Below are 15,280 nucleotides of genomic sequence, written 5' to 3'. Positions count from 1 at the left end.
AGTGCCGACATGGTGAAATTGGTAGACACGCTATCTTGAGGGGGTAGTGGCCGTAGGCTGTGTGAGTTCGAGTCTCACTGTCGGCACCACCATTCAAAAACAGGCCACCGGGAATCCGGTGGCCTGTTTTATTTGGAGCCTAGGAGGGTAAAACCTCCTTTTTTTGGGGGTGTGCGGGAAATGCTGGAAAATTATTTTCCCATTTTGTTGTTTGTCATTGTCGGGGTCCTGGTTGGTGTTGGTCCCATCTTGTTGGGTAGGCTGCTTGCGCCCAATCGTCCCGACCCTGAAAAACTCTCTCCTTATGAGTGCGGCTTCGAGGCTTTCGAAGATGCGCGCATGAAATTTGACGTCCGTTACTATCTGATTGCCATTCTCTTCATTCTGTTCGACCCGGAAATTGCCTTCCTGTTTCCGTGGGCCGTGGTGCTGAAAGAGTTGGGTATGTATGGTTTCGGTGTCATGGTGGAGTTCTTGGCCGTGTTGACGCTCGGCTTTGTCTACATGTGGAAGAAGGGGGCTCTGGAATGGGAGTAGAAGGAATTCTGGAAAAGGGCTTCGTTACCACAACGGCTGACAAGCTCATCAACTATACCCGTACCGGTTCGCTGTGGCCGATGACGTTCGGTCTGGCCTGTTGTGCCGTCGAGATGATGCATGCAGGTGCCGCCCGTTACGATCTTGACCGATTCGGTATCGTCTTCCGTCCTAGCCCTCGCCAGTCTGACCTGATGATTGTTGCCGGTACGCTGTGCAACAAGATGGCCCCCGCCTTGCGCAAGGTTTATGACCAGATGGCCGAGCCGCGCTGGGTGATCTCCATGGGCTCCTGTGCCAATGGTGGCGGGTATTACCATTATTCGTATTCCGTTGTTCGGGGTTGTGACCGGATCGTTCCGGTCGATGTCTATGTCCCCTGGCTGTCCCCCGACGGCTGAGGCCTTGTTGTACGGCATCATCCAGCTTCAGAACAAAATCAAACGCACCTATACAATCGCCCGCTAAGGTAAGAACTCATGGCCTCCCAAAAAATGGAAGCGCTCAAGTCGACCGTCGAGCAGGTGCTGGGCAGTAAAGTCGTCCAAAGCACACTCGCCCTTGATGAGCTGACTATTGTTTGCAAGTTTAAGCAGATCTGCTGGAAGTGGCCGAGCAACTGCGTGACCACGCCGATTTGTCCTTTGAACAGTGCATTGATCTGTGCGGTATGGACTACAGCACGTATCGCGATGCGGCTTGGGACGGCGCACGCTTTGCCGTCGTTTATCACCTGTTGTCTGTCAAGCATAACTGGCGTCTGCGCTTGCGCACGTTTGCCAGTGATGACGATTTCCCGGTTGTGCCGTCGGTTGAGCCGATCTGGAATGCCGCGAACTGGTTTGAGCGCGAAGCGTTTGACCTGTATGGCATCGTGTTCGAAGGCCACCCGGACCTGCGTCGCATCCTGACCGACTACGGTTTTGTCGGCCATCCGTTCCGCAAGGATTTCCCGCTTTCCGGTCATGTGGAAATGCGTTATGACCCGACCCAGCAGCGTGTGATCTATCAGCCGGTGACTATCGAGCCGCGTGAGATCACCCCGCGCATCATTCGCGAGGAGAACTACGGTGGCTGAGATCCGCAATTACACTCTTAACTTCGGTCCGCAACACCCGGCCGCACACGGTGTGCTGCGCTTGGTGCTGGAGCTCGATGGTGAAGTGATTCAGCGTGCCGATCCGCATATCGGCTTGTTGCATCGAGGCACCGAGAAGTTGGCCGAAAGCAAGACGTTCATTCAATCGTTGCCTTACATGGATCGTCTCGATTACGTATCCATGATGTGCAACGAGCACGCTTACTGTCTGGCTATCGAAAAACTGCTGGGCATCGAAGTGCCGGAACGCGCCCAGTACATTCGTGTGATGTTTGCCGAGATCACCCGTATCCTCAACCACTTGTTGTGGATTGGAGCTCACGCGTTGGATATTGGTGCCATGACGGTGTTCCTGTACGCCTTCCGCGAACGGGAAGACCTGATGGACTGCTACGAAGCCGTGTCCGGTGCTCGTATGCATGCCGCTTATTTCCGTCCGGGTGGTGTTTATCGTGATCTGCCGGACAGCATGCCGCAGTACACGGTATCCAAGATCAAGAACGCCAAGGAACTGGCGCGGCTGAATGAAAACCGCCGGGTAGCATGCTGGATTTCATCGAAGACTTCACCAACCGCTTCCCGGGTTACGTGGACGAGTATGAAACCCTGCTGACCGATAACCGCATCTGGAAACAGCGTACGGTTGGTATTGGCGTGGTGTCGGCCGAGCGAGCTCTCAATCTGGGTATGACGGGTGCCATGTTGCGTGGTTCCGGCGTAGCTTGGGATTTGCGCAAGAAACAGCCGTACGACGTTTATGATCGTATGGACTTTGACATCCCGGTCGGCGTGAACGGTGACTGTTATGACCGTTATCTGGTGCGTATCGAAGAAATGCGCCAGTCCAACCGCATCATTCAGCAATGCGTGAAATGGTTGAAGGCCAATCCGGGGCCGGTCATCACCGACAATCACAAGGTGGCACCGCCGTCCCGTGAGGGCATGAAGTCCAACATGGAAGACCTGATTCACCACTTCAAGCTGTTTACCGAAGGTATGCATGTGCCGGAAGGCGAAGCTTATGCCGCGGTTGAACATCCGAAGGGTGAGTTCGGTATTTATCTGGTATCAGACGGCGCCAATAAACCGTACCGCCTGAAGATTCGCGCGCCGGGCTATGCGCACTTGGCTGCGCTGGATGAGATGGCCCGCGGCCACATGATTGCCGACGTTGTCGCCATCATTGGTACGCAGGATATCGTGTTTGGGGAGATTGACCGCTGATGCTGACCGCAGAATCGCTTGCAAAAATTGACCGTGAGCTGACCAAGTATCCTGCCGATCAGAAGCGTTCGGCCGTGATGTCTGCCTTGCGGATCGCTCTGGAAGAGCGCCGCCAGACCGGGGAAACTCCCGAGCAGCGCTGTCTGAATGCCGAAGTAATCGAATTTGTGGCCAATTACCTGCAAATTCCGCCGGTAGCGGCCTACGAAGTAGCCACGTTCTACAACATGTATGACATGAAGCCGGTAGGCAAGTACAAGATCACTGTTTGTACTAACCTGCCCTGTGCCTTGCGTGGTGGTGTGAATGCCGCCGAGTACCTGTCGCAGAAGCTGGGTATCGGTTTGGGTGAGACTACGGCTGACGGCAAATTTACGCTGCTGGAAGGCGAGTGCATGGGAGCCTGTGGTGATGCGCCTGTCTTGCTGGTTAATAACCACAAAATGTGCAGCTTCATGACTCCTGAAGCTATTGATAAAAAACTGGCGGAGTTCGAATAATGGCAGTTTTCGTCAATGGTGTGATATTTGACGGCGTAGATACCTCGGATGCCGACTGCTGGCATCTTGATGCCTATGTCGCCCGTGGCGGCTATCAGGCCCTGCGTCGTATTGTCGAAAGCAAGATGGCCCGGAAGACGTTATTGCCGAAGTGAAGAACTCCGGCTTGCGTGGTCGTGGTGGCGCTGGCTTTCCGACCGGCTTGAAGTGGAGCTTCATGCCGCGCTCGTTCCCGGGCGATAAATATGTCGTTTGTAATACCGATGAAGGCGAACCGGGTACCTTCAAGGATCGCGATATCCTGCGTTTTAACCCGCATGCGTTGATCGAAGGGATGATCATCGCCGGTTACGCCATGGGTACCAAAGTCGGCTACAACTATATCCACGGTGAAGTGTTCGAAGCGTACGAACGTTTTGAGGCTGCGCTGGAAGAGGCCCGTCAGGCGGGTTTCCTCGGTCAGAGTATTCTCGGTACCGATTTCTCGTTCGAGCTGCATGCCCACCACGGTTACGGCGCCTATATCTGCGGTGAAGAAACCGCGTTGCTGGAATCGCTGGAAGGGAAGAAGGGGCAGCCGCGTTTCAAACCGCCGTTCCCGGCCAGCTTCGGCTTGTATGGCAAGCCGACCACCATCAACAACACGGAATCCTTTGCTTCGGTGCCGTTCATCATGCGTGATGGCGCACAGAAGTTCCTCGAAGCTGGCAAGCCGAACAATGGCGGTACCAAGCTGTTCTCGATCTCTGGGCACGTGAACCGTCCGGGTAACTACGAGATTCCGTTGGGTACGCCTTTTGCCGCGTTGCTGGAAATGGTAAGCGGTGTCAAGGATGGTAAAAAGCTCAAGGCGGTGATTCCTCGGTGGTTCGTCGTCGCCGATCCTGCCGGGTGAAATCATGATGGATCTCACCATGGACTATGACTGCATTTCCAAAGCTTACCAATGCTGGGGTCGGGCGCCGTCATCGTCATGAATGAGGACGTGTGCATGGTCAAGGCCTTGGAGCGACTGTCCTACTTCTACCATGAAGAGTCCTGCGGTCAGTGCACGCCGTGCCGTGAAGGTACCGGCTGGCTGTACCGTGTCGTACACCGTATCGAAAATGGCCCGGGGCGTCCGGATGATCTGGAATTGCTGGCTTCTGTCGGCAATAACATGGCTGGCCGCACGATCTGCGCGCTGGCTGACGCTGCAGTATTCCCGGTTCGTAGCTTTACCAAGCACTTCCGTCATGAGTTCGAGTACCACATCGAACACAAGAAGTGCATGGTTGAGCACAAATGGTGTTGATCTGGCCTCAGGGTCGCCTTACTCAGGTAGCGAACAGCTATGCTTGAAATCGAAATCGATGGTAAGAAACTGACCGTTCCCCGGGCAGCACCGTGATGGAAGCTGCCCACTCGGTGGGAACGTATATTCCTCATTTTTGCTATCACAAGAAACTGTCCATCGCGGCCAACTGCCGGATGTGTCTGGTTGAAGTGGAAAAAGCACCGAAACCGTTACCGGCCTGTGCCACGCCGGTTACTGACGGCATGAAGGTGCATACGCACTCTGACATGGCCAAGAAGGCCCAGCACGGTGTCATGGAATTCCTGCTGATCAATCACCCGCTGGATTGCCCGATCTGCGATCAGGGTGGCGAGTGTCAGTTGCAGGATCTGGCAGTGGGCTACGGTAACTCCACTTCACGTTATCAGGAAGAAAAACGCTCGGTAGTGGGCAAGGACATGGGGCCGCTGGTTTCGGCGGAAGAAATGTCCCGTTGCATCCACTGTACCCGTTGCGTGCGTTTTACCGAGGAAATCGGTGGCTTCCGGGAAATCGGCATGGCAAACCGTGGCGAGTTCTCGGAAATCATGCCGTATCTTGGCAAGACCGTGAACTCGGAAATCTCCGGTAACGTGATCGACTTGTGCCCGGTCGGTGCGTTGACCTCCAAGCCGTTCCGTTACTCCACCCGTGCATGGGAACTGTCGCGCCGTAAATCGGTTAGCCCGCACGATGGATTGGGTTCCAATCTGATCGTTCAGGTGAAAAACAATCAGGTCATGCGCGTTTTGCCTTTGGAAAACGAAAGCATTAATGAATGCTGGTTGGCCGACCGTGACCGCTTCTCTTATGAAGGCTTGAACTCGACCGAGCGTCTGACTCGTCCGATGATCAAGTACGACAATCAGTGGCATGAAGCTGATTGGGAAACCGCACTGAAATATGTGGTGAAAGGTCTGAACGGCGTCTCTGCCGAGCATGGCAAGGATGCCATCGGTGTGCTGGCCAGTCCGCATTCCACCACCGAAGAACTGTACCGGCACAGAAACTGGCGCGTAGCTTTGGTGTGAACAACATCGACTACCGTCTGCGCCGTAGCGATTTCTCCAGTGATGCGGCACAGCAAGGCGTGCAATGGCTTGGTTCCAGTATCGTTGAACTGGCCGCTGCCAATGCCATGCTGGTTATTGGTAGTACTTTGCGTCAGGAGCAACCGTTGCTGGCGTCCCGTCTGCGTCAGGCCGTGAAGAAGGGCGCACAGCTCAATATCGTGCATGTGGCAGACGATGAGTTGTTGACCACCGTACACGGCAAGCTGATCGTGTCGTCTTACTGCGCTGGTGAATGCACTGTCGCAAGTGTTGAAAGCCGTGGTGGCTGCCAAGGCTGGCGAAACCAGTCTGGATCTGGCAGCTGTTGAGGTATCTGCCGACGCGCAACGCATTGCTGATAGCTTGTGTGCTGCCGAAGTCGCTGCATTGGTACTGGGCAACGTTGCCCAACACCATCCGGCTTTCGGCCAACTATGGTCGTTGGCTCAGGAAATTGCCCGCCTCACCGGCGCGCGCTTCGGGCTGTTGGCCGAAGCAGCAAACAGCGTCGGTGCCGAACTGGCCGGTGTGCTGCCGCAGCGTGGCGCCATGGGTGCCTCCGTCGAGGCCGGTCTGAATGCAGCTGCAATGGTGGCGGCGCCGCGCAAAGCATATGTGCTGCTGAATACCGAAGTGGAATTTGACAGCTACAACCCGCACGCCGCCGTGGCTGCCATGAAACAGGCCGAAACGGTAATCGCTCTGACCGCATTCAAGGCCGATGGTTTGCTGGATTACGCCGACGTACTGCTGCCGATTGCACCTTTCTCTGAAACGGCCGGTTCGTTCGTCAATATGGAAGGCACGCTGCAATCGTTCAACGGTGTGGTTCGTCCGCTGGGTGAAACCCGCCCGGCTTGGAAGGTACTGCGCGTTCTCGGCAACATGCTGAATCTGGATGGTTTCGATTACAACAGTGCGGAAGAAGTTCGTGCCGAACTGTTGGCGAAGGGCGCGGTTGCAGATGCACTGAACAATCAGCTCTCCCGGGTTTCGGCCAACCCTGTCAGCCAGTCTGGTCTGGTGCGTATTGGTGAGGTGCCGTTGTATCAGGCCGATGCCTTGTGCCGTCGTGCGGTTTCGCTGCAGCAAACGCAGGCCGCAGCGGTTCCGGTCGCCTCCGTGTCCGGCAAACAGCTTGCTGCTCTGGGCCTCAGCGCAGGCAGTACCGTACTGGTACGCCGTGGTCAAGCCGAGATTCGCGTGGCGATTGATGCCGATGATGCGTTGCCGGATGGCGTTGTTCGCCCGGCAACGGCTCATCCGACCACGGTAGCCTTGGGCGGCATGTTCGATCCTATCGAAATCAAGCAGGGGTAAACCATGGAGTTCTTGCAAAGCTTACTGGGCAATGAGGCGGGGCTCGCTGTGTGGACCTTGCTGAAAATCATTGCAATCGTGGCGCCGATGATGGTTGCTGTAGCCTACCTGACTTACGTCGAGCGTAAAGTCATTGGCTACATGCAAGTGCGTATCGGGCCGAACCGGGTAGGTCCGTTGGGCTTGCTGCAGCCGTTGGCTGACGGTATCAAATTGTTGATGAAGGAAATCATCCTGCCGACCAACTCCAGCAAGGGGCTATTCCTTCTGGCTCCGGTGCTGGCAATTGGTCCTGCCTTGGCGGCTTGGGCAGTAGTTCCTTTTACTGACAAACTGGTTCTGGCCAATACCAACGCCTCGCTGCTCTATATCATGGCGCTGACCTCCATGGGCGTGTACGGGATTATCGTTGCCGGTTGGGCTGGTAACTCCAAGTATTCGTTCTTGGGTGCTATGCGCTCGGCCGCACAGATCGTGTCCTACGAACTGGCGATGGGGTTTGCTCTGGTTGGTGTGCTGATGGTGTCGGGTAGTCTTAACTTCATCGATATTGTTAACCAGCAGGGACATGGGCTGGCAGGTGGTTCTGTGCTGTCGTGGAACTGGTTGCCGTTGTTCCCGCTGTTCATCGTCTACCTGATTTCTGGCGTAGCAGAAACCAACCGTGCACCGTTTGACGTGGCAGAAGGTGAATCGGAGATCGTAGTAGCTTCCATGTGGAATATTCCGGTATGGCCTTCGCGGTGTTCTTCCCGGCTGAATACGCCAACATGATTCTGGTGTCAGCACTGACGTCGTTGCTGTTCTTGGGCGGCTGGTTGTCTCCGTTCCCTGCAACGTGGGGCTTACTGGGGGCTTCCGGTTTTGTCTGGATGGCGATGAAGATGTCGCTGGTGCTGTTCTGCTTCCTGTGGTTCCGCGCAACATTCCCGCGTTACCGCTATGACCAGATCATGCGTTTGGGCTGGAAAGTGTTCATCCCGGTTACCTTGGTATGGGTGCTGGTATTGGGTGCCTGGATGATGACTCCGCTATCGCTCTGGAACTGAGACGGGGGAAGGTGAAAAGATGGATATGATTAGGAAGTTTTTCAAAACCTTCTTGCTGGTGGAGTTGGTCAAAGGCCTGATGGTCACTGGCCGTTACTTGTTTGCCCGCAAGATTACCGTACAGTTTCCGGAAGAAAAGACGCCGCAGTCTCCTCGCTTTCGTGGCCTGCACGCCCAGCGCCGTTATGCCAACGGTGAAGAGCGTTGCATTGCCTGTAAATTGTGCGAAGCGGTTTGTCCGGCAATGGCGATCACCATCGAGTCGGATCAGCGCGATGACGGTACTCGCCGTACCACGCGTTATGACATCGATCTGACCAAGTGCATCTTCTGTGGTTTCTGTGAAGAAGCATGCCCGGTCGATGCCATCGTAGAGACCCATATCTTTGAATACCACGGTGAAAAACGTGGCGACCTCTACTACACCAAGCCGATGTTGCTGGCTATCGGTGACAAGTATGAGTCCGAGATCGCTGCCCGCAAGGCAGCCGATGCCAAGTATCGCTAAGGGGCGCTCATGAACTTTACAATGGTTGTTTTCTACGTTCTGTCCGCCATCCTGATCTATTCAGGTGTGCGTGTCGTAACGGCCAAGAACCCTGTTCATGCCGTGCTGTATCTCGTGCTGGCGTTTTTCACCAGTGCCGGTCACTGGCTGCTGCTGGAATCGGAGTTCCTCGCTATTACCTTGGTCCTGGTTTACGTGGGTGCGGTGATGGTGCTGTTCCTGTTCGTCGTGATGATGCTGGATATCAACATCGAGAAATTGCGTGAGGGCTTCTGGCGCAATCTGCCGGTGGCGGCCACGGTTGGCGTGATCATGATGCTGGAAATGTCTCTGATCCTGATGAGCCCACAAGCTGGGTTGGCCGAATTCAAGGCGGCTGCACCGCTGGCCGCCGACGCGAGCAACGTCAAGGTCTTGGGTCATCAGCTCTATACCACGTATCTGCTGCCGTTTGAGTTGGCGGCCATGGTCCTGCTGTTGGCCATGGTTGCAGCCATCGGCCTGACCATGCGTAGCCGCAAGGATACCCGCGTGATTGATCCGGCACTTCAGGTGCAGGTGAAGCGTGAAGACCGAGTCCGCATTCTGAAAATGGATGCAGAAAAACCTGTGGAAGCGGCTGAACCAGCCGAGTCCGGTGAGCAACAGGCCTGACGGCCACAAGAAATAAGGGAGAAAATGTGCTGACACTGACTCACTTCTTGGTGCTGGCCGCAATCCTTTTTGCCATCAGCGTGTTGGGGATTTTCCTGAACCGCAAGAACCTGATCGTTCTGTTGATGGCCATTGAGCTGATGCTGCTCGCCGTGAATTTCAACTTCATAGCGTTTTCGCATTACCTCTCGGATACGGCTGGTCAGATATTCGTATTCTTCATCCTGACGGTTGCTGCCGCAGAATCGGCCATTGGTCTGGCCATTCTGGTGGTGTTGTTCCGCAACAAGCAAACCATCAATGTTGAAGACTTGGGCAGCCTCAAGGGCTAAGGCAAACCGAATACCAAACTACAAAGCACACAAGCATGGATATGAAGAGCTTATACCTGCTGATTGCACTCGCGCCGCTGGCGGGGTCTCTCATCGCAGGCTTGTTTGGATGGGCGATAGGCCGCCGTCCCGCGCACGTCGTGACGATTCTGGGCGTTGCGGTTTCTGCGGTTCTTTCGCTCAAGGTACTTTTTGCCTTCCTTAACGGGCAGGCTGAAGTGTTCAACGGACCGGTCTACACCGGCTGACGGTTGCTTAAGCCATGAATTCTCGGTCGGTTTCCTGGTGGATTCGCTCACCGCGATGATGCTGGTGGTGGTGACCTCCGTGTCACTGATGGTGCACATCTATACCATCGGCTACATGCATGAAGATCCGGGTTATCAACGCTTTTTCAGCTATATCTCGCTGTTTACCTTCTCCATGCTCATGCTGGTCATGAGCAACAACTTCGTTCAGTTGTTCTTTGGTTGGGAAGCAGTGGGTCTGGTGTCGTATCTGCTGATCGGCTTCTGGTTCAAGCGTTCCACCGCGATTTTTGCCAACCTGAAGGCCTTCCTGATTAACCGTGTGGGCGACTTTGGTTTCCTGCTGGGGATCGGGATGGTACTGGCTTACTTTGGTGGCTCGCTTAACTACACGGATGTGTTTGCTGCGGCACCTGCACTGGCCCATAAAACCGTTCAGATTATTCCGGGTGTGGATTGGTCGTTGATGACGGTTACCTGTGTGCTGTTGTTTGTTGGTGCCATGGGTAAGTCTGCCCAGTTCCCGCTGCATGTCTGGCTGCCGGACTCAATGGAAGGCCCGACCCCGATCTCCGCGCTGATTCACGCTGCCACCATGGTGACGGCTGGTATCTTCATGGTGTCGCGCATGAGCCCGCTGTATGAGCTGTCTGATACCGCGCTGAACGTAGTGCTGGTAGCCGGTGCTATTACTGCACTGTTCATGGGTTTCCTCGGGGTTGTGCAAACCGACATCAAGCGTGTCGTGGCTTATTCGACCCTGTCGCAGTTGGGTTACATGACGGTGGCGCTGGGTGTTTCGGCCTACCCGGTAGCAATGTTCCACGTGATGACTCACGCTTTCTTCAAAGCGCTGCTGTTCCTTGGTGCCGGTTCGGTCATCATGGGCATGCATCACGATCAGGATATGCGCAACATGGGTGGCTTGCGCAAATACATGCCGATTACCCGGATCACTTCCTTGCTCGGTTCGCTGGCGCTGATCGGTACGCCGTTCTTCTCCGGTTTCTACTCCAAGGATTCGATTATCGAAGCCGTGCAGGCCTCGCATTTGCCTGCTGCCATGCTTTGGTTACTTTGCCGTGATCGTTGGCGTATTCGTTACCGCCTTCTACTCCTTCCGCATGTACTTCCCGGTATTCCACGGGAAAGAACGCTGGATGGAAAAATCGCATGACCAACATGGTCATGATGATCACGAACACCATCATGGGCTGGGTCCCTAACGATAAGCCGCATGAAAATGGCTGGGTCGTGACGCTGCCGTTGCTGTTGTTGGCGATTCCGTCTGTCGTGGTCGGTTACTTTGCCATTGAGCCGCTGTTGTACGGTGACTTCTTCAAGGGGGTGATTTTCATCAATCCGGAAGCTCACCCGGTGATGGAAGAGCTGAAGCATGAGTTCCACGGTGCCGCTGGCATGGGCATGCACGCGTTTACTTCGCTGCCGTTCTTGCTGGCCCTCTCCGGTGTGGTTGTCGCCCTGGTTCTTCTACATGAAGGCTCCGCAGATTCCGGCCGCGATCAAGCAGAAGTTTGTGCTGGTCAATAACCTGCTGGAAAACAAGTACTACCCGGACGAGCTGTACTTCAACGTGTTTGCCAAAGGTTCGCGCCTGCTTGGTACCTTCTTCTGGAAGGTGGGTGACATGTTGCTGATCGATGGTCTCGTGGTGAACGGTGCCGCCAAGCTGGTAGGGGCCTTCTCCGGAGTGGTGCGCAAGTTGCAAACTGGCTTTATTTACAGCTATGCAACGACCATGATTATTGGTGTCCTGGCACTGATGACCCTCTGGTTCTGGCAGCTGATTGTGCGCTGACCTCCAGAGCTCTGGAATTGGAATAACAACTTAGGTTTTGACTATGTTCACAAATCTGTTAAGTCTGGTGATCTGGACCCCTATCGTGGCCGGGTTGCTAGTGTTGGCCACCGGAGGTGACCAGCGTGCACCTCTGGCACGCTGGTTGGCACTGGCTGGCTCACTGGCCGGTTTCCTGTTGTCCATACCGTTGTTTACCGGGTTCGATAACCTGAACGGTGGCATGCAGTTTGGCGAGATGAAGCCGTGGATTGCTGCGTTGGGCATTAACTACCATTTGGGTGTTGATGGCATCTCTATGCTGTTTGTGGTGCTCAACAGCTTTACCACTTTGCTGGTAGTGGTGGCTGGTTGGGAAGTGATCAAGAAGCGCGTGTCTCAGTACATGGCAGCGTTCCTGATCATGTCTGGTCTGATCAACGGTGCCTTTGCTGCACTGGATGCCATCCTGTTCTATGTGTTCTTCGAAGGCATGCTGATCCCGATGTACCTGATCATCGGTGTCTGGGGGGGCCGCGTCGCGTCTATGCGTCGGTCAAGTTCTTCCTGTACACCCTGCTCGGTTCGTTGCTGATGCTGGTTGCCTTGATGTATCTGTATTTCCCGGCTGGCAACACTTTCGATATTCAGGCGTTCCACAACATTCCTAAGATCGCGCTGACGACCCAGATTCTGTTGTTTATCGCCTTCTTCCTGTCGTTTGCCGTCAAGGTGCCGATGTGGCCGGTTCACACCGGTTGCCGGATGCCCACGTGGAAGCACCGACCGGTGGTTCCATGGTATTGGCGGCGATCACCCTGAAAATTGGTGCTTACGGTTTCCTGCGGTTTGCTCTGCCGATTCTGCCGGATGCCGCCCGTGAGCTGTCCCTGGATCATGGTGGCGCTGTCGTTGGTGGCTGTGGTTTACATTGGTCTGGTGGCTCTGGTGCAGACCGACATGAAAAAACTGGTGGCGTACTCGTCTATTTCCCATATGGGTTTCGTCACCTTGGGCATGTTCATGTTTGTAGGCTCACACCTGAATCAGTGGGCGGTTGAAGGTGCTCTGGTACAGATGGTGTCCCATGGTTTTGTTTCTGCCGCCATGTTCTTTTGTATCGGTGTGATGTATGACCGTTTGCACACGCGGAATATCGCCGACTATGGTGGCGTGGCTAACAAGATGCCGATCTTTGCCGCCTTCATGATGCTGTTTGCCATGGCTAACTCCGGTTTGCCTGCAACCTCCGGTTTTGTCGGCGAGTTCATGGTCATCATGGGTTCGGTTCAGGTTAATTTCTGGTATGCGGTACTGGCTGCCTCCACCCTGATCTTTGGTGCGGCTTATACCCTCTGGATGTACAAGCGGGTGATCTTTGGTGATGTGGGCAATGCTCATGTGGCCGAGATGAAAGACGTCAACAAGCGTGAATTCCTGTTGTTAGTGATTCTTGCGGTTGCCGTGCTGGGCATGGGCTTGTATCCGCAGGCTTTCGTCGAAAAGATGCACTTGTCCGTCAATGACCTGATTGCGCATGTTGCGCAAACCAAGCTGTAAGGCCAGAAGGAAAACATAATGAATTGGGCTGATTTAAATCTGATGCGCCTTGCCCGAGATCTTCATGGTCTTGGCGGTGCTGGTCATCCTCATGCTCGATCTTTTCATATCGGATGCCAAGCGTGGTGTGACCTACGGTTTGACCATGTTGACCTTGGCAGGTTGTACGGTTTTGCAGGTTGCGACCTTCACGCCGTATGCCGAGCATACGTTCTCCGGTATGTTTGTCAGCGATCCGCTGTCGAGTCTGGTAAAGATTGCCATGTATGTGGCAACGGGTGTGGTGTTGGTTTATTCCCGGCAATACATCGAAAACCGAGGCATGTTCAAAGGTGAATACTTCACCATGGCCTTGTTTGCGCTGCTGGGCATGAACCTGATGGTGTCCTCGTCCCATTTCCTGTCGCTGTATATGGGCCTGGAACTGTTGTCACTGTCGCTGTACTCGCTGATTGCACTACAGCGTGATTCGGTGAGTGCCACCGAATCGGCCATGAAGTATTTTGTGCTGGGTGCGCTGGCTTCGGGTCTGTTGCTCTACGGTATTTCCATGATCTACGGTGCGACCGGTTCGCTGGATATCGCGACGGTAGCCAAAGCCGTGAAGATGCATTCGGCCAACGAGTTGCTGCTGGTGTTTGGTCTGGTGTTTGTGGTTGCTGGTCTGTGCTTCAAGCTGGGCGGCGTGCCGTTCCACATGTGGGTACCGGATGTTTACCAAGGCGCGCCGACGGCGGTGACCCTGATGGTAGGTGCAGCACCGAAACTGGCTGCTTTCGTGTTTGTGATCCGTATCCTGGTTCAGGGCTTGAACGGCCTGATCGCTGATTGGCAGAGCATGCTGGCCATTGTTGCCGTACTGTCGATGGCTCTGGGTAACATCACAGCCATTGCTCAGACCAACATCAAACGCATGCTGGGTTATTCCACCATTTCCCACATGGGTTTCTTGCTGCTGGGCGTCGTCGCAGGGACTCCGGATGGCTACTCGTCTGCGCTGTTCTACGCGATTGTGTATGTCCTGATGTCGATGGTCAGCTTTGGTATTCTGCTGGCGCTGTCGCGTGCCGGTTTTGACTGCGAAAAACTGGAAGATCTGAAGGGCCTGAACTCGCGCAACAGCTGGTATGCTTTCCTGATGCTGCTGTCGATGTTCTCCATGGCCGGTATTCCGCCGTTGGCTGGCTTCTATGCCAAGTTTGCCGTGATCAAGTCGGTCGTGGATATTCACCTGTACTGGTTGGCTGTAGTTTCGGTCATGATGTCGCTGATTGGTGCCTTCTACTACCTGCGTGTCGTTAAACACATTTACTTTGACGATGTTCAGGACAACAGCGAGATCGTCGTGCGTGCTGACATGAAGCTGGTATTGTCCGTGAACGCGCTGGCCTTGTTGGTGCTGGGTGTTGTGCCGGAACGTCTGGTGGCATTGTGTGTCGAAGCGATGAAACAATCGCTCACGTCACTCTAAGGAAGCATCATGCAAGCCAGCGTTACCACTTTGCTGTTCGTTGCCATTCTTGCCGCTAACTGGCCGTTTGTCAGCCAGCGGCTGGTGGGAGTGATTCGGCTCAAGAACAAGCATTTTGGTTGGCGCTTCTTCGAGTTGCTGGTGCTGTTCGTAGCCGTTGGGCTGCTGGCTCGTGTGCTGGAAGCCCAGCAGATGCCGGTTCAGCCGCAGCACTGGCAGTTCTATGTAGCAACCTTTGCATTGTTTCTGGTGTTTGCTTTTCCCGGATTTGTGTTTCGCTATTTCTGGAAAAAGCGCACCAGCTGACAGTAGCGCTGATGCTCGATAGCAATAAAAAAGCCCGGACGCTAACCGGGCTTTTTCTTTTGCGTGTCATGTATGGATGGATTGCCTTGTTGCCTAGCTGGTTCCACGTCGTACGGCATCACTTGCGCTTGAACATCTCTCGTTGCGCCGGTGGCGTGTGCGCAAGTCAACCCGTTAAGGCTGTGCGCTGTCAGAACATCGCTTGATGAGATGGTCCGGAATGGTTGCTTCGGGAGCGTGGAGTGAAGTGCTGCCTTGGTAGTGCAGAGCATGGCCGAGGGACTTCCGTCTTGGCCATGCTATCGCT

Annotated in this window: 9 protein-coding genes, 1 tRNA gene and 8 pseudogenes; all 18 read left to right on the top strand. The window is 54.7% G+C overall.

What is annotated here, in order from left to right; all coding sequences use genetic code 11:
- The first annotated feature begins 3 nt into the window (after positions 1-3).
- The 18 genes and pseudogenes from GKE73_RS06210 to GKE73_RS06130 all read left to right on the top strand — a co-directional run bounded on the left by GKE73_RS06210 (position 4) and on the right by GKE73_RS06130 (position 14,973).
- Positions 4-89: transfer RNA gene (locus GKE73_RS06210), tRNA-Leu, on the top strand.
- A 91-nt stretch (positions 90-180) separates the two neighbouring features.
- Positions 181-537, top strand: coding sequence for an NADH-quinone oxidoreductase subunit A (locus GKE73_RS06205; protein ID WP_230369451.1), 357 nt, complete (start codon positions 181-183; stop codon positions 535-537).
- Positions 528-1,005, top strand: a pseudogene (locus GKE73_RS06200) (NuoB/complex I 20 kDa subunit family protein). The gene GKE73_RS06205 and the pseudogene GKE73_RS06200 overlap by 10 nt, the downstream one beginning before the upstream one ends.
- 26 nt (positions 1,006-1,031) lie before the next feature.
- Positions 1,032-1,615 (top strand): annotated as a pseudogene (locus GKE73_RS06195) (NADH-quinone oxidoreductase subunit C).
- Positions 1,608-2,860 (top strand): annotated as a pseudogene (locus GKE73_RS06190) (NADH-quinone oxidoreductase subunit D). The pseudogenes GKE73_RS06195 and GKE73_RS06190 overlap by 8 nt, the downstream one beginning before the upstream one ends.
- The gene (gene nuoE, locus GKE73_RS06185; RefSeq protein ID WP_230369450.1) at positions 2,860-3,360 is read left to right on the top strand and encodes an NADH-quinone oxidoreductase subunit NuoE; all 501 of its coding nucleotides are present in this window, start codon (positions 2,860-2,862) and stop codon (positions 3,358-3,360) included. The pseudogene GKE73_RS06190 and the gene nuoE overlap by 1 nt, the downstream one beginning before the upstream one ends.
- Positions 3,360-4,654 (top strand): annotated as a pseudogene (gene nuoF, locus GKE73_RS06180) (NADH-quinone oxidoreductase subunit NuoF). Before nuoE ends, nuoF begins: the two are co-directional and overlap by 1 nt.
- A 39-nt stretch (positions 4,655-4,693) precedes the next feature.
- Positions 4,694-7,047, top strand: a pseudogene (nuoG, locus tag GKE73_RS24590) (NADH-quinone oxidoreductase subunit NuoG).
- 3 nt (positions 7,048-7,050) lie between these two features.
- Positions 7,051-8,096, top strand: a pseudogene (gene nuoH / locus GKE73_RS06165) (NADH-quinone oxidoreductase subunit NuoH).
- Positions 8,097-8,121: 25 nt separating this feature from the next.
- A complete protein-coding gene (gene nuoI / locus GKE73_RS06160) occupies positions 8,122-8,604 on the top strand; it encodes an NADH-quinone oxidoreductase subunit NuoI (RefSeq protein WP_230371412.1) in 483 nt (160 codons plus the stop codon).
- A gap of 9 nt (positions 8,605-8,613) precedes the next feature.
- On the top strand, positions 8,614-9,258 hold the full coding sequence (locus tag GKE73_RS06155) for an NADH-quinone oxidoreductase subunit J (protein ID WP_230369448.1): 645 nt from the start codon (positions 8,614-8,616) through the stop codon (positions 9,256-9,258).
- Positions 9,259-9,284: 26 nt separating this feature from the next.
- Positions 9,285-9,590, top strand: coding sequence for an NADH-quinone oxidoreductase subunit NuoK (gene nuoK / locus GKE73_RS06150; RefSeq protein WP_230369447.1), 306 nt, complete (start codon positions 9,285-9,287; stop codon positions 9,588-9,590).
- A 35-nt stretch (positions 9,591-9,625) separates the two neighbouring features.
- Positions 9,626-11,657: pseudogene (nuoL, locus tag GKE73_RS06145) on the top strand (NADH-quinone oxidoreductase subunit L).
- Positions 11,658-11,724: 67 nt separating this feature from the next.
- On the top strand, positions 11,725-12,231 hold the full coding sequence (locus GKE73_RS26920) for a hypothetical protein (protein ID WP_512698899.1): 507 nt from the start codon (positions 11,725-11,727) through the stop codon (positions 12,229-12,231).
- Positions 12,231-12,458: a proton-conducting transporter transmembrane domain-containing protein gene (locus tag GKE73_RS26915; protein ID WP_512698916.1), complete on the top strand. Its 228-nt coding sequence runs from the start codon at positions 12,231-12,233 to the stop codon at positions 12,456-12,458. Before GKE73_RS26920 ends, GKE73_RS26915 begins: the two co-directional genes overlap by 1 nt.
- Positions 12,459-12,515: 57 nt before the next feature.
- Positions 12,516-13,196 carry an NADH-quinone oxidoreductase subunit M gene (locus GKE73_RS26910; protein ID WP_512698898.1) on the top strand — a complete coding sequence of 227 codons (681 nt, stop codon included), beginning with the start codon at positions 12,516-12,518 and terminating at the stop codon, positions 13,194-13,196.
- Positions 13,197-13,214: 18 nt separating this feature from the next.
- Positions 13,215-14,667, top strand: a pseudogene (nuoN, locus tag GKE73_RS06135) (NADH-quinone oxidoreductase subunit NuoN).
- A gap of 9 nt (positions 14,668-14,676) precedes the next feature.
- Entirely contained in the window at positions 14,677-14,973 is a 297-nt protein-coding gene (locus GKE73_RS06130) for a DUF2818 family protein (protein ID WP_230369446.1), read from the top strand.
- Positions 14,974-15,280 lie beyond the last annotated feature (307 nt).

It is taken from the genome of Paludibacterium denitrificans, assembly GCF_009707705.1.
Classification (GTDB): Bacteria; Pseudomonadota; Gammaproteobacteria; order Burkholderiales; family Chromobacteriaceae; genus Paludibacterium_A; species Paludibacterium_A denitrificans.
The sequence above is the reverse complement of the archived record's forward strand: the minus strand, read 5'-3'. Positions and strand labels throughout refer to the sequence as shown.

Excerpts from the sequence above, each read along its gene's own strand:
- GKE73_RS06205 (WP_230369451.1), top strand. The coding sequence starts at position 181 with ATGCTGGAAAATTATTTTCCCATTTTGTTGTTTGTCATTGTCGGGGTC.
- nuoE (WP_230369450.1), top strand. The coding sequence starts at position 2,860 with ATGCTGACCGCAGAATCGCTTGCAAAAATTGACCGTGAGCTGACCAAG.
- nuoI (WP_230371412.1), top strand. The coding sequence starts at position 8,122 with ATGATTAGGAAGTTTTTCAAAACCTTCTTGCTGGTGGAGTTGGTCAAA.
- GKE73_RS06155 (WP_230369448.1), top strand. The coding sequence starts at position 8,614 with ATGAACTTTACAATGGTTGTTTTCTACGTTCTGTCCGCCATCCTGATC.
- GKE73_RS26915 (WP_512698916.1), top strand. The coding sequence starts at position 12,231 with ATGCTGGTTGCCTTGATGTATCTGTATTTCCCGGCTGGCAACACTTTC.
- GKE73_RS06130 (WP_230369446.1), top strand. The coding sequence starts at position 14,677 with ATGCAAGCCAGCGTTACCACTTTGCTGTTCGTTGCCATTCTTGCCGCT.